At 53.2% G+C, this 17,925-nt stretch carries 20 protein-coding genes; 17 read left to right on the forward strand and 3 right to left on the reverse strand.

Annotated features, from left to right (window positions below; all coding sequences use genetic code 11):
* Positions 1-289: 289 nt before the first annotated feature.
* From cymR to LOS79_RS32935, 3 genes are all read left to right on the forward strand, one after another.
* Positions 290-709 (forward strand): cysteine metabolism transcriptional regulator CymR, encoded by a 420-nt coding sequence (gene cymR, locus LOS79_RS32925; RefSeq protein WP_315415335.1) that lies wholly within the window; start codon positions 290-292, stop codon positions 707-709.
* Positions 710-1,033: 324 nt separating this feature from the next.
* Positions 1,034-2,293 carry a DNA polymerase IV gene (locus LOS79_RS32930; RefSeq protein ID WP_315415337.1) on the forward strand — a complete coding sequence of 420 codons (1,260 nt, stop codon included), beginning with the start codon at positions 1,034-1,036 and terminating at the stop codon, positions 2,291-2,293.
* Positions 2,294-2,328: 35 nt separating this feature from the next.
* Positions 2,329-2,763, forward strand: coding sequence for a YhjD family protein (locus LOS79_RS32935; RefSeq protein WP_315415339.1), 435 nt, complete (start codon positions 2,329-2,331; stop codon positions 2,761-2,763).
* Positions 2,764-2,827: 64 nt separating this feature from the next.
* On the opposite strand, the gene LOS79_RS32940 is transcribed toward LOS79_RS32935, so the two are convergent.
* The gene (locus LOS79_RS32940) at positions 2,828-3,664 is read right to left on the reverse strand and encodes a helix-turn-helix domain-containing protein (RefSeq protein ID WP_315415341.1); all 837 of its coding nucleotides are present in this window, start codon (positions 3,662-3,664) and stop codon (positions 2,828-2,830) included.
* Between the two features lie 277 nt (positions 3,665-3,941).
* Between LOS79_RS32940 and LOS79_RS32945 the strand changes: the two genes are divergently transcribed.
* From LOS79_RS32945 to LOS79_RS32985, 9 genes are read left to right on the forward strand one after another with little or no spacing between them, the layout of a single operon-like run.
* Complete coding sequence (locus LOS79_RS32945; RefSeq protein ID WP_315415343.1) at positions 3,942-4,925, forward strand: glutathione S-transferase family protein; 984 nt, start codon at positions 3,942-3,944, stop codon at positions 4,923-4,925.
* Positions 4,922-5,908, forward strand: a complete 987-nt coding sequence (locus tag LOS79_RS32950) for a glutathione S-transferase family protein (RefSeq protein WP_315415345.1) — start codon at positions 4,922-4,924, stop codon at positions 5,906-5,908. Before LOS79_RS32945 ends, LOS79_RS32950 begins: the two co-directional genes overlap by 4 nt.
* Positions 5,905-6,363: a GNAT family N-acetyltransferase gene (locus LOS79_RS32955; RefSeq protein WP_315415347.1), complete on the forward strand. Its 459-nt coding sequence runs from the start codon at positions 5,905-5,907 to the stop codon at positions 6,361-6,363. The genes LOS79_RS32950 and LOS79_RS32955 overlap by 4 nt, the downstream gene beginning before the upstream one ends.
* Entirely contained in the window at positions 6,356-7,333 is a 978-nt protein-coding gene (locus tag LOS79_RS32960; RefSeq protein WP_315415349.1) for a glutathione S-transferase family protein, read from the forward strand. The genes LOS79_RS32955 and LOS79_RS32960 overlap by 8 nt, the downstream gene beginning before the upstream one ends.
* Before the next feature lie 26 nt (positions 7,334-7,359).
* The gene (locus LOS79_RS32965; protein WP_315415350.1) at positions 7,360-8,370 is read left to right on the forward strand and encodes a glutathione S-transferase C-terminal domain-containing protein; all 1,011 of its coding nucleotides are present in this window, start codon (positions 7,360-7,362) and stop codon (positions 8,368-8,370) included.
* 30 nt (positions 8,371-8,400) lie between these two features.
* Positions 8,401-9,261 (forward strand): transporter substrate-binding domain-containing protein, encoded by an 861-nt coding sequence (locus tag LOS79_RS32970; protein WP_315415352.1) that lies wholly within the window; start codon positions 8,401-8,403, stop codon positions 9,259-9,261.
* A gap of 12 nt (positions 9,262-9,273) precedes the next feature.
* The gene (locus LOS79_RS32975; protein WP_315415353.1) at positions 9,274-10,014 is read left to right on the forward strand and encodes an amino acid ABC transporter permease; all 741 of its coding nucleotides are present in this window, start codon (positions 9,274-9,276) and stop codon (positions 10,012-10,014) included.
* Positions 10,007-10,765 carry an amino acid ABC transporter ATP-binding protein gene (locus LOS79_RS32980; RefSeq protein ID WP_315415355.1) on the forward strand — a complete coding sequence of 253 codons (759 nt, stop codon included), beginning with the start codon at positions 10,007-10,009 and terminating at the stop codon, positions 10,763-10,765. The genes LOS79_RS32975 and LOS79_RS32980 overlap by 8 nt, the downstream gene beginning before the upstream one ends.
* A 25-nt stretch (positions 10,766-10,790) precedes the next feature.
* A complete protein-coding gene (locus LOS79_RS32985) occupies positions 10,791-11,219 on the forward strand; it encodes a GNAT family N-acetyltransferase (protein WP_315415356.1) in 429 nt (142 codons plus the stop codon).
* Between the two features lie 364 nt (positions 11,220-11,583).
* Here the strand turns inward: LOS79_RS32985 and LOS79_RS32990 are convergent, their stop codons facing one another.
* A complete protein-coding gene (locus LOS79_RS32990; RefSeq protein WP_315415358.1) occupies positions 11,584-12,783 on the reverse strand; it encodes an IS4 family transposase in 1,200 nt (399 codons plus the stop codon).
* Between the two features lie 451 nt (positions 12,784-13,234).
* Here LOS79_RS32990 and LOS79_RS32995 point away from each other — a divergent pair, with 451 nt between their 5' ends.
* Complete coding sequence (locus LOS79_RS32995) at positions 13,235-14,425, forward strand: hypothetical protein (protein WP_315415360.1); 1,191 nt, start codon at positions 13,235-13,237, stop codon at positions 14,423-14,425.
* A gap of 3 nt (positions 14,426-14,428) precedes the next feature.
* On the opposite strand, the gene LOS79_RS33000 is transcribed toward LOS79_RS32995, so the two are convergent.
* The gene (locus LOS79_RS33000) at positions 14,429-15,112 is read right to left on the reverse strand and encodes an SOS response-associated peptidase (protein WP_315415362.1); all 684 of its coding nucleotides are present in this window, start codon (positions 15,110-15,112) and stop codon (positions 14,429-14,431) included.
* Between the two features lie 132 nt (positions 15,113-15,244).
* Between LOS79_RS33000 and LOS79_RS33005 the strand changes: the two genes are divergently transcribed.
* The 4 genes from LOS79_RS33005 (at position 15,245) to LOS79_RS33020 (ending at position 17,878) form a co-directional block, all read left to right on the forward strand.
* Positions 15,245-15,730 carry a 2-thiouracil desulfurase family protein gene (locus LOS79_RS33005; protein ID WP_315415363.1) on the forward strand — a complete coding sequence of 162 codons (486 nt, stop codon included), beginning with the start codon at positions 15,245-15,247 and terminating at the stop codon, positions 15,728-15,730.
* Positions 15,731-15,893: 163 nt separating this feature from the next.
* On the forward strand, positions 15,894-17,045 hold the full coding sequence (locus LOS79_RS33010) for a cysteine desulfurase family protein (protein WP_315415364.1): 1,152 nt from the start codon (positions 15,894-15,896) through the stop codon (positions 17,043-17,045).
* An 87-nt stretch (positions 17,046-17,132) separates the two neighbouring features.
* A complete protein-coding gene (locus tag LOS79_RS33015; RefSeq protein ID WP_315422577.1) occupies positions 17,133-17,654 on the forward strand; it encodes a PRC-barrel domain-containing protein in 522 nt (173 codons plus the stop codon).
* 14 nt (positions 17,655-17,668) lie between these two features.
* A complete protein-coding gene (locus LOS79_RS33020) occupies positions 17,669-17,878 on the forward strand; it encodes a hypothetical protein (protein ID WP_054941855.1) in 210 nt (69 codons plus the stop codon).
* Positions 17,879-17,925 lie beyond the last annotated feature (47 nt).

A 17,925-nucleotide genomic window follows, 5' to 3' on the forward strand; every position in this document is an offset into this window, starting at 1 on the left:
CCGGCGTTCCCACTGAACACCCGGCTCATTGTGTATTATATCATACCTGTCTACCCCAAACAGGACAAGGCGGACACAAATTGTAGCGAAAAAGAGTCCAAAATTGACAATTTGTCCACCACTGGTGAACAAAATCACGAATTATTGCCGTTTACTGTTCCAAATGTGTCTAAAGATATGATAACATAAGCTGAGAGCAAACATCGGAATACGTAGATATGACATTTCTCATGTCTCTGCAGCTAATATGTACCCCTAGAACAGCAACTAAACCGAAAGAGGTGTCCCTTTGAAAATATCAACCAAAGGACGTTACGGATTAACCATTATGATGGAGCTTGCCCTGAAATTCGGCGAAGGTCCAACCTCGCTTAAGAGCATTGCCGAGAAAAACGGACTCTCCGAGCATTACCTGGAGCAGCTGATCGCCCCGCTGCGCAATGCCGGACTTGTGAAGAGTATCCGCGGCGCATATGGCGGCTATATTCTGTCCCGCGAGACCGGCACTATTACCGCCGGGGACATTATCCGCGTCCTGGAAGGCCCGATCTCACCGGTCGATTTCACCGAAGAAGACGACCCGGCTAAGCGCGACCTTTGGCTGCGTATCCGCGACAGCATTGCCGATGTGCTGGACTCCACTACCTTATCTGATCTGATTAATTATAAGGAAGAGAGTAAGGCGGACAACTATATGTTCTACATATAGAAAAAAATGGAAGTTAACTAAATCCCTGTAAAGTCCGCCGCGACTTTGCAGGGATTTTTTTTGTACATAATCCCGTTTAAGCGAACCTGCTCATTTGCTATTCTAAAAATCATTCGAAATGCATAAGTTATGATTGACAACACAAGAACACCTGTTCTATTTTACCATTGCTTAAAAATCTTAATCCTGGTTATAATACAAACAAATGTTCTTATTTTACCCGGAGGCGATCAATCATGCGAATGAGCATCGGCCAAACCCTTGAATGTATAAATGTCCCGATTGCCTGCTGCCTGCTGCTGCATTCCGCACGGGGGCAGTGTTATGCCTAAGGACCGGATTATTCTGCTCTCGGACTGCCAGGCGTTTTATGCCAGTGTAGAAAAAGCGGCTCATCCTGAATATCAGAATCTGCCGGTCGCTGTCGGTGATCCTGCGCGGATGAACGGTATAGTTCTGGCAGCCTGCCCGCTGGCCAAGGCTCAAGGGGTCACCACAGCCTCACGCGTAGGTGAAGCTAAGACCAAATGCCGTGATCTCGTGGTCATCCGGCCGCGGATGGCTACATATATCACGGTTTCGCTGCTGATTTCGGAAATCTATAAGCAGTATACCGATCTGGTGGAGGCGTTCAGCATTGATGAGCAGTTTTTGGATGTGACCGGCTCGCTGAAATTTCAGGGCGTGGATCTGCCGGAGCTGATCCGCTCCATACAGCATCATGTGCTGTTATCCACCGGTGTCTGGACCCGGGTGGGAATCGGGCCGACGAAGATTCTGGCCAAGATGGCCAACAATTTTGCCAAGAAGCAGCCAGGCGGAGTATTCCGGCTGGATTACGACAATTTAGAGACGGAGCTGTGGCCGCTGCCGGTATATGAAATGTTCATGGTGGCCAGCCGGATGACGAAGAATTTTTACCGTATGGGAATCACCACGATTGGCGATATTGCCCGGATGGAGCTGGGGGAATTCAAGCAGAGAATGCGCACGACGATGGGCAAGCAGAGCGATATCCAGGCGGAATATTACTGGCAGACGGCCCGCGGCATCGACCCGAGCCCCGTTGTTACCGGGATACGCCATCAGATCAAGTCAATCGGTCACGGGAAGGCGCTGCGCTGGAATCTGTATACCCGGCTGCCGGAGATTGAGGTGGTGCTGCTGGAGCTGGTGATTGAGGTATGCCAGCGGGCGCGGAGGCAGCGGTATATGGGATCGGTGGTATCTGTCGCAGTAGCAGAAACGGACGGCAACAAGGCGTATTCATACAGCCGGCAGGTGACCCTGCAGGAGCCTTCAGCATTAACGCATGAGATAGCAGCGGCGGCGTACCGCTTATTTGTGGACCATTGGACTGGCATGCCGCTGAGCCGCCTGGCTGTATCCATATCGCAGCTGACGGATGACTGCGTTATGCAGCTCACCTTATTTGACGACCGTAGCCGTACCTTGAGCAGGGAGCGGGCCGTAGACCGGATCAAGACCCGCTATGGAAGCGGGGCACTGATCCGCGCGTCCTCTTTGCTTGAATCCGGGGTTGCGCTGGAACGGGCACAGCAGATTGGGGGACATTATAAGTGAGTAAATTAAACGGAAATGAGAGATGGAAATCCAAAATGTTAATGACAGAGCATGTAGAGCAGTACGAGCAGAAGCAGACGGAGGGAGCAAGGAGAATGATTACGGTGGAGGAGCGGACGATGGTCCGTGACCTCATTTTGCTTCCTTACATAGACACGATGGTCAGCAAAAGCCTGAAGGAGCTGGAGCAATCCGGCGGCATTCTTAAGCGTGCTTATTTAATAGCAGGCCAATCGATACAGCGGCGGATCATGCAGGATACCTACCAGCTGCAGCGGGAGCTGAAGCAGCGCAACATCAAGGTGCTGGCGGATGAGCAGGAGGATTTCCTCGTGTATTACAAAATCTTTTGCCGCGGCTACCAGGAACGCTTCGGGTTAACCCGGGACGTGATACGGACCGAGATCAGCTTAAGGCTGACCAGGTATACAGCGGAGCTCGGAACCCTGCTCAAGGATCAGCTGAAATGATCCCGGCTTCCCGCCTGGTCCGGCAGTTCATCTCTGCCTCAGGGCCCCTGCCTGGTCCCATTGTTCATCCCGCCCCCAGGCTTCCCGCCGTTCCCTGAACCGTATACTTCTTGGGTGTGGTCCGGCTGAATTCCTTGAACTCTTTGATGAAGTGGTTCTGGTCGAAGTAGCCAAGCTCGAAGATATGCTCAAGGGTTTCTTTGTAGTTGTTATGCTCCATTAGCTCCAGCACATGCTGGAACCGGATAATCCGGCTGAACAGCTTGGGGGAGGCCCCGATGTACTGCTCGAAGGCTTTGATCATATAACGGCTGGAATAGCCGGTATCCCTTGATAAATCAGTAACCTGCAATGTACCGCGGCTGTGGATAATCTGATCGGTTAAATACTCAATCAGCCGCGGGATGGCCAGCCGTCCCCGTATATAGATTTCGTAATATGCTTCGAAAGCCCGGACCCGCTCCTCAAATGTCTTCTGCTCCACCACCCTCTCCAGTAGTTCCGCCGCATGAGGGAGGACATCCCCGACCGGAATCTCCTGTTCGCTGAACCCGCCTACCGGATAACGGAAGAAATGCTCGGCATAACCCGGAAGAAACCGGATTACAAAGTACTCGCACTCGGAACGGGCGAACAATCCCTGCCTGCCTTTGTATAAAGTGCCGCATATATTGGCCGACGGCCGATCCGGATAGCAGCAAATAACGAGGCTCATGCAGCCTTCGGGAATGACGAACATTTGTCCGGCGTTCAGGTCATCCATATAAAATCCGTAGAATTGAATACCTCCGCCGAAAGGAGCGCTAAGGGAAGGTTTGTATTCGGCATAGGAACTCAGCTGCTTTTCGAAAGCGGGCTGAAAGGGATGATAAAGCACGGATGGTCTTGCCGGTACATACATATTGAAGCAACCTCCTTTTTCCACAAAACCGATTTAATCAATATGAATAATAAGTTTTGGTAGAGTTATTCACATTAAAGCGAGTCCTGCCCTTCAAGTCAAGCAACGAAAATGTGAACGGGGGTTCCGTTTTTTACTATAAGTGAGAATCTATCCGGCCTATAATCATATAAACCGATGAAGTTAGTCGGAAATTAAGATCCGGAAATTAGTGCCGCGCAAAGTTAAAGAAGTCTGTGCTGTGTTAAGCGGCGGGGATTTACAGGAGGTATGGATAATGAGTACAGCAAATGAAAAGCACCCCGTATTTGCCGCTGAGCTTAAGGCAGACGGCACCTTCGTACCGCAGGCCAATCTGTTTACCACTCCGTTTGGCTACAGGCCAGGTGAACACCGGCCGGAGGCCGGGCGTTACCGGCTGCTCTGGATGAAGGCGTGCCCCTACGCTCACCGTGCTGTGATCGTCCGCAGGCTGCTTGGCCTGGAGGAGGTAATCAGCCTCGGGACGGCAAGCCACTTCCGTACGGAATCCGGCTGGGAATTCTCCCTGGATGAAGGCGGCGTTGATCCTGTACTGGGCATCCGCTACGTTAAAGAGGTTTATGATGCGGAGGACCCGGAATACAAGGGGCGTCCGACCGTACCCGTTATTGTAGATGTGCAGACCGGCCGGGGAGTGAACAGCGACTACTTCCGGCTAACCAACTATCTGGAAACCGTATGGTCACCCTTTCACAAGCCGGGAGCGCCGGATTTGTATCCGCAGCGGCTCCGCGGTGAGATCGACCTGCTTAATGAGGTTATTTTCAAGGATATCAACGCCGGTGTATATAAAGCGGGCTTTGCTCATTCCCAGGCCGCCTACGAACAGGCCTATGACGCCCTGTTCGCCCGGCTGGATGAGCTGGAGCAGCGGCTGGCACGAAGCCGCTATCTGTTCGGTGATTTCCTTACGGACTCCGATGTCCGGCTCTATACCACGCTGGTCCGGTTCGATGCGGCGTATTACCCGGTATTCAAGACCAACCGTAACCGCCTGACCGACTTCCCTAACCTGTGGGGGTATGCCCGGGATTTGTATCAGATCCCGGGGTTTGGGGATACCACAGATCTTGCGGCTATCCGCAGCAGCTACCACGCCTCACCGCACTTAAGAGGCTTTGCCGGCAATCCTTACGGTATTTATCCGCTGGGTCCGGATGAGCGGGACTGGGCGGCCCTCCACGGGCGGACGCATCTCAAAGGAGGATATTCCAGATGAGCAATAACGTACATTCAGCTTCAGCACCTGCAGAAATTGCTGCTAGCGGTGCTTTTGTAAGACAGGCTAACCGGTTCTCTGCCGCATTCGGCGCCGGTCCGGGTGAGCTTCCGGCGGAGCAGGGGCGTTACCGGCTGATTTGGTCTGCAGCCTGCCCGTGGGCACACCGCGCGGTGATCGTCCGGCGGCTGCTGGGGCTCGAAGAAGCCATCAGCCTCGGCACGGTTGATCCGCTCCGGCCCGCACTGCCGCATACGGACTGGGCGTTTACGCTGGATGAGGGCGGGCAGGACCCGGTGCTGGGCATCCGTTACCTGAGTGAGGCCTACCTGAAGGCCGACCCTGCATATTCCGGGCGCCCGACCGTTCCGGCCCTCGTGGAAATTGCGACAGGTAAGGTCGTCCAGAATGATTATTTCAAGCTGACTAATCATCTGGAGACGGCCTGGGCTCCGCTTCATAAGCAGGGTGCACCGGACTTGTACCCTGTGCATCTGCGCGGTGAGATTGACCGGCTCAATGAGGTGATCTTTCACGATGTGAATAACGGCGTGTATAAGGCAGGGTTTGCCCGCTCGCAGGAGGCTTATGAAGCGGCGTACTATACTTTATTCGAACGGCTGGATGAACTCGAGGAACGGTTATCCCGGAGCCGTTATCTGCTCGGGGATGCCCTGACCGATGCGGATGTCCGGCTGTACACTACCCTGGCCCGCTTCGATATTGCCTATTACACGGCATTCCGGGCGAACCGGCAGCGGCTGGCGGATTACCGTCATCTTTGGGCTTATGCCAGAGACCTGTATCAGACGCCGGGCTTCGGGGATACCACCGATTTCGCCGCAATCAAGCAGCATTATCATCTGTCTGTGCTAATCTCCGCCGAAGGCTCGAACCCTTACCGGATTCTGCCCAAAGGGCCGGACCTCAGAGAGTGGAACACTCCGCATGGGCGTGACCGGCAATATCCGGGGCAAGCATGACGAACATTTATAGAGTAGATGCCGTGTGGCAGTTAGCCGGTGTATACGAGGTCCGGACCAAAGCCTTCGTCGAGGGACAAGGGATTCCGCGGCAATCAGAGTTTGATGAGGCCTACGGCGGGCAGTATCACTACCTGCTGCTGGAGGAAAACGGGCAGGCTGTCGCTACGGCCAGGATCAATCTGAACCCTGCTGAATATGCCAAAATCGAGCGGGTCGGTGTCATTCCTGAGCACCAGCACAAGGGCTATGGCCGGATTCTGATTGGAGCCGCCGAGGACTGGATCAGAGAGCTGGGCATTCAGCGGATCGTCATTACGAGCCAGCAGCAGGCTGTAGGTTTCTATGAGAGCCTGGGCTATACGGCGAGGCCGGAGATTGTAATCAACTCCTCCATTCCTGTTGTCCATACCGAGAAAATAATCCACCGATCAGAGGAGTCCTATCATGCCTAATAACAATACTATCAAAGGCTTAAACATTGTGAACCACGAGATTGCGAAGGAAATTACTAAGGACGGAGCTTTTAACCGGCAAAAGAACGCCTTTACTACCCCGTTTGGTACCCGGCCCGGCGAGCTGCCGGTGGAAACGGGACGTTACCGCCTGCTGTGGGCGAGAATCTGCCCCTGGGCGCACCGCGCGGTTATCGTGCGTGAGCTGCTCGGGCTGCAGGAGGTCATCAGCCTCGGCACAGCCAGTCCGGTGCGGACGGAGAACGGCTGGGCGTTCTCGCTGGACGAGGACGGTGCTGATCCTGTGCTGGGCATCCGGTATCTGCCGGAGATTTATGCCGAGACTGATCCGGAATACAGCGGCAGAGCGACCGTGCCGACGGTGGTGGATGTGCTGGAGCGGAAGGTCGTGAACAACGACTACTTCCGGCTGACCAACTACTTCGAAACGGCGTTCAAGCCTTTTCATAAGGAAGGCGCTCCGGACCTGTACCCGCAGCATCTGCAGGCGGAGATCGATGAGTTCAACGATACGCTGTTCCATGAAGTGAACAACGGGGTCTATAAGGCAGGCTTCGCCCATTCCCAGGCGGCTTACGAGCAGGCTTATGATGTGTTATTTGCGCGGCTGGATCAGCTGGAGGAACGGCTCTCCTCGCAAAGATATCTGTTCGGCGGCGCTATCACCGACTCCGATGTCCGCTTGTATGTAACGCTGGTGCGTTTCGATGCGGCGTACTATTCCGTGTTCCGGACGAACCGGAACCGGATCATTGATTTCCCGAACCTCTGGAATTATGCCAAGGATCTGTACCAGACGCCGGGCTTCGGGGATACGACAGACTTTGATGCGATTAAGAGAGGCTATCAGCTCGGCAACCACGCGAACAATCCCCATCAGCTGCTGGCCAAGGGACCGGAGCTCTCCGTCTGGAATGACCCGCATGACCGCGGCCGGTTCAACAAGTAAACCATAACCATGAGGAGGCATTATCTATGAGTACTGAAGGAAGTGTACGTGTCCGGCCGAAGGAAACCGAGCATGAGATTGATGAACGGGGCTATTTTATCCGCCAAAAAAATCATTTCACCACCCCCTTCGGCGAAGGGGAGGGCAAGCTGCCTGTGGAAGCGGGACGTTACCGCCTGATCTGGGCCAAGGGCTGCCACTGGTCCAACCGGGCCTCCATCGTCAGGGAGCTGCTCGGCCTTGAGGAGGCCATCAGCATTAATCTGGTCGGCCACGGCAAGCATGAGCAGAATCTGGGCTGGGAGTTCGTGTTCAATGAAGATCAGACCGACCCGGTGCTGGGCGTGCAATTCTTAAGTGAGCTGTATGCGAAGGCCGACCCGGACTATAAGGGCAGACCGACGGTTCCGGCGGTCGTCGACGTTCACACCGGCAAAGTGGTCAATAACGACTATGTCTGGCTGACCAACTATCTGGAGCAGGAGTTCGCCCCGTTCCATAAGGCTGGTGCACCCGATCTGTACCCGGCGGAGCTGAGAGCAGACATCGACAGGTACAATGATTTCCTGTTCGACAATGTAAATAACGGTGTCTATAAGGCGATGTTCGCCCAGTCGATTGAAGCCTACGACGACGCTTATGAGCATCTGTATGCTGCGCTGGACACGATTGAGGAACGGCTGGAAGACCGCAGGTTCCTGTTCGGCGACTACGTGACCGACTCCGATGTCCGCTTATTCGTTACGCTGGCCCGGTTCGATACTTACTATTTCAGGAATCTGGGCCCGCTGCGTAACCGGATTATCGATTTCAAGAATATTTGGGGCTATGCGCGTGACCTGTACGAGATCCCGGCGTTCAAGAACAATACATACCTGCGGGATCTGGCCAGAGGCAACGGCGACAAATCAACGATTTTCATCGACTATAATACACGCTTCTGGAACCAGATTGATTACGAAGGCCGCTGGTCCCAGCCGCATGACAGAAGGGCAAAGAGCAGTGATCCGGAGCAGAAATTCAAGACGAGATTATAGGAAATCAACAGACCATAGGGGGAAATAGACATGAAAACATGGAGAAAGCTTGGACTGGGACTTACGGCGGCGGTGCTGCTGGCGGGGGTTGTGGCTTGCGGGAATGATACGAAGGAATCAGGAAGTGCAACAGGCAAAGATTCATCAAACAACGATAAAATAACAGTTAATATTGCCACTGGCGGGGCGCCGAAGCCCTTCTCTTATGTGAATGACAAGAATGAAATCGACGGTTACGACATTCAGGTGGTCAAAGCGATCTTCGAGGGGCTGCCCGGTTACGAGATTAATATTGAGAAAACTGAATTCCCGTCCATCTTCGCGGGCCTGGATTCCGACCGTTATCAGATCGGCGCGAATAATTTCGCCAGCAATCCGGAGCGCAGGGAGAAGTACAACTACTCTGACCCGATTTTTAAGAACCAGTTTGTCATTGCCGTGAAGGAGGACCGTGAGGATATCAAGTCCTTTGCCGATCTGGAAGGGAAGACAACGGAGGTCAGCCCAAGCGTAAACTATACGGTGGCCCTGGAGAAATACAATAAGGAATCCGCCAAAACGCCAGTGGAGCTGAAATATAGCGATGCCGAGCTGGTAACGATTCTGCAGAACGTCGAGAGCGGCGCCGATGACTTTAACCTGATTGATGCGGCGATGCTGCAGCTCTACATCAAGGAGTACGGCCTGAAGCTGAAGGCTATTCCGCTGTCCCAGGAGGATACCGACCGGATCGGCGTGCCTTACAGCTATCTGATTCTCAGCAAGGGCGGGAACAGCGACCAGCTGCTGAAGGATGTCAACGGGCAGATTCAGGAGCTGATTAAGGACGGTACAATTTCGAAGCTGAGCGAGCAGTATTTGAATGGTGATTTTGCACCGGAAATTCAATAGGTGGACAGCGCCATGCCTAATATATTTGATCTTGAGCTGGTCTTCACCCTGATTCCGAAACTGCTGAAATATTTGCCGGTGACCCTTGAACTGACGGTCATTGCTATGCTGGCGGGGCTGCTTCTCGGGCTTCTGCTGGCGGTTATTAAAATGAAAAGAATTCCTGTGCTCTACCAGCTCAGCGCGGTCTTCATTTCGTTTGTCCGGGGAACCCCCATTCTGGTACAGCTGTATCTGTCCTATGCCGGGATACCGCTGATTCTGAAATACTATAACTTTTATCATGAGACCAGCTATAACGTCAATTCCATTCCTTCGATCTTTTATGTGCTGCTGGCGTTATCGCTGAATGAGGCGGCGTATAACTCGGAAGTGATCCGTGCGGCGCTGCAGTCCGTCGACAAAGGGCAGATTGAAGCGGCCCATTCACTCGGCATGACGTATGGCCAGGTGCTGCGGCGGATCATTCTTCCGGAGGCCTTCATTGTAGCGCTGCCTACACTCGGGAATGCGCTGATCGGGCTGATGAAGGGCACCTCGCTGGCCTTCGTCTGCTCCGTGGTGGAGATTACCGCGCAGTCGAGGATTCTGGCCGGGAACAATCTGCGCTTCTTCGAATCCTATTGCTCGCTGGCGCTGATCTACTGGGGAATGACGATCCTGATTGAGCAGGCCATTGCCTGGCTGGAGAAGCGGCTGGATATTGACTTCAAGAGTCTCAGGAAACGTAAGGGGGATGCCATCCTTGATTGAGATCCGCGGGTTAACGAAGTCTTTTCAGCAGCATAAGGTTCTGGATCAGATTGACCTCCGGATTGAAAAAGGGGATGTCGTCGCAGTCATCGGCTCGTCCGGCGCCGGTAAATCCACCCTGCTGCGCTCGATCAATCTGCTGGAGGTGCCGGATGCCGGGACGATCAGGCTGGATCAGCTGGAGGTCGATTTTGCCCGGAAAAGCAAGGCGGATGTGCTGGCGCTGCGGAAGAGTACAGCGATGGTGTTCCAGCAGTTCAATCTGTTCCGCCAGAAGACGGCGCTGGAGAACGTGATGGAGGGACTGATTGTCGTCCGGGGCATTCCGAAGGAGGAGGCGCAGCAGCGTGCTGCCCGCCATCTGGCCGCTGTGGGACTGGCGGACCGGATGCACCATTATCCAAAGCAGCTGTCCGGCGGCCAGCAGCAGCGGGTCGGGATTGCCCGGGCGCTCGCCATGCAGCCGAAGATTCTGCTGTTCGATGAGCCGACCTCGGCGCTTGATCCGGAGCTGGTCGGCGAGGTGCTGGATACGATCCGCAAGGCTGCGGAGGAAGGGAATACCATGCTGCTGGTCTCCCACGAGATGAGCTTTGTCCGCAAAGTGGCAACGCGGGTGCTGTTTCTCGATCAGGGTGTAATCGTGGAGGACGGCACCCCGGAGGAAGTCTTTGCCCATCCGAAGTCGGAGCGCACCAGGCAGTTTCTGGCCAATTATTACCGGGATCAGGAACCGGAATTCAGCATTTAACCATTTTTCACAAAGAGGAATCCAGATGACAACATATACCTACCGGAAAGACCGCACGGATATCGACTGGACACAGGTCACCCGCCTGCTGAACGGCTTCGGCTTAACCCGCTTCACACCGGCAGAGACGGAGAAGGCCTTCAGTAACAGTGCTGTGAATGTATTCATCCTGGACGGCGGGAAGGTGATCGGCTGCGGAAGAGCACTCTCGGACGGGATCTCGCAGGCGGCAATCTATAATATTGCTGTAGACGAAGCGTATCACGGGCAGGGCCTCGGCAAAAAGCTCATCGCGCTCATCCTGGAGGAGACGGCGGACTGCAACGTGATCCTGTACACACATCCGGATACAGTAACCTGGTACGAAGAGCAGGGCTTCCGCAGAATGAAGACGGGGCTGGCGCTGTATCATCCGGATAAGCTTGCCGCGATTACCCGGATGGGGTTCATTTAAAGGATGACTGCCTGCGCTGGAGGAAATAAGTGGATAAACGTCATCTAAATTTACCGGATTTGCTGATTGCGCGAAATTAGTTGGATAAACGACACTTAATTCCGCTATAGTTAGCCCAAGCCGGGGGTTTGGAGCGGAATTAAGTGTAATAAATCCACTTATTACCCGTTAAATGGGTTGTAATGAGTAATTAGGTGGAGGAAATCCACTCGCATTGCATTAACCCTAACATGAAATCTATATATACCTATTTATTGGTTTTAAAGAATATTTTTACATCCACTTCTTCTCTCAAAAGTTAAAAAGAGTAGGAGGGAATAGATGTAAGACGCGTTTGTCAATTAAATCCATATTTGCGTTCGAATTACTTTTTGCTCGGCCGTAGCTTGCCTACCGTCGTTCGTAGAATTTTTGGTTTTGGACGGACGCCCGTGGGTTTCCCTTTGGACGATTTTCGCGGACGTAACACCTCTTGCTCCAATGCAGACCACGGCAGATAGAGATACACCCGCATCAGTTTAAGCAACTGCCAAGGCGTTAGCTTCCGGGCGAAAGAAGCATTGGCCTCCTGCACCAGAAGCGCCGTAATTAAGACCAGGAACAACTGATTCCAGATCGCCTGCGGTTTGTAGCTATGCACGTGCACGGCTCGCAAATGCTGCTTCATCCATTTAAAAAACAACTCAATGAGCCAACGGTTTTTGTAAATCTGTGCGATCTCTTCCGCCGATACCTCCCAGATGGAAGTGACAAGCCGGTAGAGGCGCCCTTTTTCATCCAGAAATTCAATGAGGCGTAAGGTTTTCTTGTCCGCCCGATCCGCACGGCCCATGTGGACCTTGGCGTCCCGAAGGATTCGGCTTCCGGCAGGCACCGTAGATTCTTCAAGGACAGTGGTGTATGCCCGGTCCCGCAGACGCATCACAAATCGAATCCCTTGGGTACTCCACGCCTCCATCTTTTTGTAGTCATCGTACCCCCGGTCCATGACATAAGTCGTGTCCGAAGGAATGACCAATTCTACGGCACACGCTCGATCTCCGACATTGGCAGTCGTGGGAACCATAGCATCGGGAAACACGGTGTCGGGCGAGGCCACAACCAGACGAAGATGCATTTTGACGCTGCTGGCCTTACGAGTCACCTGTGCCCAATTCCCCAAATTCAGGGGTAACGAAATGGTGGAAGCATCTACAATGCTCAGTTTACCAATGGTTTTGGAAATCCCACTTAACGATGCTGTCCGCTCTTTGGCCCGCAGAGCCAGTTGCTGAAAAAGCCACTCGAGCAGTTCGGTAGGCAGACGATCTAAGGAACGGGATAACTGAGAGCCGCTAATACTTTCCAAATGAAACAAACGCTGCAGTTCGGTTTGTGCACGGATTTGAGCTTCGATTTCGCTGTAAGAACCCCATCGATTCAACTGGGCGGAAACAAAAATCAAGATACTTTTCATCACAGTTAGCTTTTTAGTGTAGTAATCGAACACGGTGGGGTCTAGAGCATTGACCGGAAGTAAAGATAAGAATTGACGTATGACTGAATTTGCTTTAACGTTATCCATTGAGAGCTCCTTTGTAAGGGGGTATGGACAACGCGCCTACCTTCTTACATTAGAGTTTTTTTCTGTTTCTGGACAGGTAGTTTATTCCATTCGGATAATGTTAGCTTTTATGCAACGCTAGTGGAGGAAATCCACTTATTTCGGGCGGAGCGGCGTATCCGGCAAGCAGAGGTGTCTGCGGGGAGCTGCTGCAAAGCTGGCGAATGAAATGCGGGTGTGAACCGGCAGCGCGGGCGACCGAACGATGCTCCCGACACGAATGCCGCTGTTAGCGCGCACAGGAGGTGTTCCCGGAAGCCAGTAATGGCTCCGGGAACGCCTTTTTGTGCAAGCATAAGCATTAATATGTTTTACGCTATATTTTAATTTAGCAGGGTGGGAGCGAAGAAAAGGGTTTGACGGAGCGGGAGAGAATATTTTACCAGTGTTGAATACTTCTACCCTACATCCTATGAAATTTGAGGTGGCTCATCCGGTGAATGCCAGACTATTGAAATTTGCAACATTATTATGCTTGAGTCTGCTAGTAGCAGCGTGTTCTGAGGATAAGGCGCTGCCGGCCAAAGCCTCCGCAGAAACAGCCGCTCCTGCTGCTGCGGAATCCTTGAATAAATCTCCAGAACCGCCGGAGCCTGCAGCTGCTGAGCAGTCCACGGCAGCGCCGGACCCGTTCCCCGCTCCCGGGAAGCCGGAGCAGCCGGCCTCCAGTCCACCGGCCGTTCCCGCCCCTGCTTCCAGTGAAGAAGTACAGCCGCTCCAGAATTACATGGATGCTGTCCATGGAGACAGGAAGGGGGATTTGATTTTCTCGGCCAAACAGGACCTGGATCTTGACGGATATGATGAAATTGTGCTTGGATACGGTGATCTTGATGAGGCCGAGCCGCAGTATTCAGTTGTTAGCGAGCTGTATGTTCTGAGAGATATGGACGGAGAGGTAGTAGAGCTTGCACACGATCCAGGAGGCGGATATCAGAAGCTGGGATTCAAGCTGATCCGGCTGCAGGACCTGCCGCAGACCTTCATCTATTGCGGTCTTACCAACGGCGGAGGGATGAGCGGGTTTGAGGTGCAGGAGGTGTCCGGCAATCAGGTACTGGATAAGGTGTATAGTGCTTCCCCCACGGGTACGGGCGAGGATGAGATTCTGGACACTAATAACGATGGCCAGTTGGATACATATATGCAGTATAGAAATGACTATAATACTTTCAATTATGCCCTGAACAGGACATATGAAATGGAGTCCGGAGAATTTGTTCTGCAGGCAACCAAGGTGGAGATTCCCGAATACCCGCAGGAAATTAAGGAAGTGATTCTGCAGTATCTGAGTCTGACCGTGCTTGAAGTTGAGCAGTCTCCGGAAACGGAGGAGCGTCTGGCCCGGCTGTGGACCGGCAGTGCGGGGACAGCAGCTGCTGCAGAGGATTTGGGCGGCTGGAGGGAAGCCTTGGAAGGCTATCATTCGGAGATCCGGTTTGATATTAAGGAGAAGGGGCCGGAGGCGGAGGCCTCCTTATCCTATACAGACGGGAATAAGCAGAAGGAAGAGCATGCCATGCAGCTCCATCTTGTTAAAGGCGCTGCCGGGTGGCAGATCGACGGCTTGGAGCTGATTCCAGGGCAGGGCAGCGTGCAGTAAAGGCTATACCGCATCTGCCCCGGCTCTGTGAAGCAGCTCACGATAGTCATTGCGCACATTGCCTACGGCTGGGGAGACCGGATAAGCGAGCATCTGCCCGGAGTCATACGGCTGCAGCAGCTTCATTAGTGCGGGAATGTCCCGGTTGCTGCGGTCCAGCCACTGCGCTTCCGTATCCCTGTTCAGGATCACCGGCATGCGGTCATGAATATCAGCCATCAGGCTGTTCGCAGCTGTAGTGATAATGGTGCATGTAGAGATTTTTGCGCCGTCCGGGCCTGTCCAGATATCATACAAACCCGCCATGGAGAATATCCCCCCGTCCTGCAGCATAATGCGCAGAGGGTGCTTCCCGTCCTCCTTAACCTGCCAGTCGTAGAAACCGTCTGCCGGAATTACGCAGCGGCGGGAGGCGACGAGGCTTTTGAAGGAAGCCTTCTCCAGCAGCGATTCACTGCGGGCATTAATCAGCTTCGCGGCATTCTTATCCTCCTTGGACCAGGAGGGCAGCAGGCCCCAGCGCAGCGCACCGAGCTTATTGCGTTTGCCGTCATGAATGACCGCCGGGATATACTGCATCGGAGCGGCGTTGAATTTCGGCGCATATTGGTCAAAGGAAGGATCATCGATGAAGTATCTTGTCATCAGCTCTTCAAAGGTTACGGTAATGGTATATCTTCCGCACATCTTATTATGCCTCCCTTAAGGGGTTGAAGGTTTACAGCAGTCCGGCTGCGTGCTATGCTCGCCTATATTTCTCATGATAGCATTACATTGCTGAAGATGACACTTATGTGATAATAAAGGAGGGCGGCTGCAATGATCATCGTAAGCTCCTGCCTGGCCGGAATGCAGGTCAGATATAACGGCACGGATTGTCTGAATGAACGTATCCGGCAGCTGCTGGACAGCGGACAGGCGGTTGCTGTCTGTCCTGAGCTGATGGGGGGCTTCTCTACCCCGCGCGAACCGGCCGAAATCATAGGCGGCAGCGGCAGGGATGTGCTGGAGGGCCGGGCGCAAGTGGTCGACAGAACGGGAAACGATGTAACTGCAATGTATATAGCAGGAGCACAGGCAGCGCTGGAGCAGGCAAAAGGCTTGAAAGCGGCAGTAGTAGTGCTTAAGGAGAACAGCCCTTCCTGCGGCAGCTCTATGATCTATAACGGTAAGTTCGCCGGTGTAAAGATGCCGGGTGAGGGTGTAACTGCGGCCCTCTTGCGGCTGCACGGGATTGAAGTGATTTCCGAGGAGCAGCTGTCCTCCCGCCTGGGACTGCAGGAAGCGGCAGATACAGCCGGATAAGCTGGAGGAAGCCCGGCCGGGACAGCGGATCAGCCGCCGGTAGATCTGTGCGTCAGTGATGGACAAATGTTACAATATTGTGTTTATTAGCAGGTAGTAAAAGCGCTTGTTCAGCAGTATAATCGAGTAAAATCCTGAATATTAAGAAGCGGAGAATCTTGTGATGAAATCCATCTATTTGGACCACGCCGCCTCAACACCGGTTCATCCGGAGGTGGCAGCGGTCATGTACAATATGTTATTGAACCAGTACGGCAACGCGTCCAGCGTGCACCAGTTCGGACGTTCAGCCAAAAGGATCGTGAATGGGGCGCGCGACACAATCGCGGGCTTTTTGGGCTGTTCCCCTGACGAGTGGGTGTTCACCAGCGGCGGCACAGAGAGCGATAACCTTGCCCTGTTCGGCGCAGCGTACGCTTCTGCTCCTAAGGGTAAACATATCATTACTACAGCGGCCGAACATCATGCGGTACTGCATACCTGTGAAGAGCTGGAGCAGCAGGGCTTCGAGGTCACGTATCTTCCTGTGGATTCCACAGGACTTGTCTCCCTTGCGGATGTGGAGTCCGCCTTGCGTGAGGATACGATACTGATCAGCGTAATGTTTGTGAATAATGAGGTCGGAACTGTGCAGCCTATAGAAGAGATTGGCAGACTTGCGGCCGGGCGGGACATTCTTGTTCACGTAGATGCTGTACAAGCCCTGGGTACGCTGCCTATAGTGCTCCGCGAGCTGCCTGTCGACTATATGAGCTTCTCGGCCCACAAGATTGGCGGTCCGCAGGGAATTGGCGGATTGTATGTCCGGCGCGGAGCACCGCTTACGCCAAGACAGCATGGCGGACTTCAGGAACGCGGCAGACGGGCGGGTACAGAGAGTCTGGCTAATACAGCCGGGTTCGCCCGGGCGGTAGAGCTGGCAGTAGGGGGCCTAGCGGCACATCATGAGCAGGCGCTTGAGCTGCGCACCACGCTGCTGCAGGAGCTGGACCGGCATGCCGGCCCGGACTCGTATGTCATCAACGGAAATGAACAGCATAGGGTGCCGGGAATTCTCAATGTGAGCTTTCCCGGTGCCGCGACAGATGTGCTGCTGATGAACCTCGATATGGAGCGGATTGCGGCGGCCAGCGGCTCAGCCTGCACCTCGGGATCACTGGAAGTCTCGCATGTACTCCGGGCCATGAAGCTTCCGGAAGAACTTTTGAATTCAGCGATTCGCTTCAGTACAGGTTTGGGTAATACTAATGAAGAAATGCAGGTTGTGGCCCAAAAAGTTGGAACCATTCTGAACCGGCTGCGTACTAAGGACTAGGCATTCGTGCAGTCTGGCATCCTGTTCTAAGGCTCTAGCTTACGGGAACTTATAGGCACGACTTAAGGTGAAAGGACTTTGGATGCCATGAAACTTCAAGATCTGATTGGTCTTACTGTATATGAAGTTGAAGAAGGTACTGAAGTCGGTGAAATAATCGATATTGGACTGGATTCAAACTGGAATATTACGGGTATTGAACTGGAAAGCAAATCTTTTTTCTCCAGTCATGTGAAAGTTGTGGCATGGGATGATATTGTCGCTTACGGCGAAGATGCTGTCATGATTCGCAATAAAGAGTCGATTATTAAGACCGATGCTGAACATATACCCTATACTTTCCTTACAGGAAAGAACAAACTTAAGGATTTGCAGGTGCTGACGGCATCCGGAACGGTGCTGGGACGAATATCTGATGTTTATTTTGACCAAAAGTTGGGAAACACAATAGTAGCGCTGGAAATCAGTGACGGGCTTGTAACTGATTTGATCGAAGGCCGCAAATGGCTGCCTTGTTCTGAAGGAATGTCTATCGGGGAGAATTCGGTACTGGTTCCTGCGATGAGTGAAGAACGGCTTCAAAAAGCCATTAATATTGTTAACGGATAGGTGGAATGTATTATATGAAGTGTCCAAACTGCAACTCCAAGGATATCGGCAAGATCGGTTCCCACCAGTTCTACTGCTGGGGATGTTTCATCGAACTAACGGTCAATGGCGAGAAAATGTCGGTGTATCAGGTTGAAGAAGACGGCACGCTCAGTTCGCTTGACGATCTGTTCTCGGGTGAGGATATTGCACAGGATTTCCCGCAGATCCATGCATCCTCCTGATCCGGTAACGGCATTGCTCAATTAACCACTGGGTACATATTATGTGA

Source organism: Paenibacillus sp. MMS20-IR301 (assembly GCF_032302195.1).
Classification (GTDB): Bacteria; Bacillota; Bacilli; order Paenibacillales; family Paenibacillaceae; genus Paenibacillus_AQ.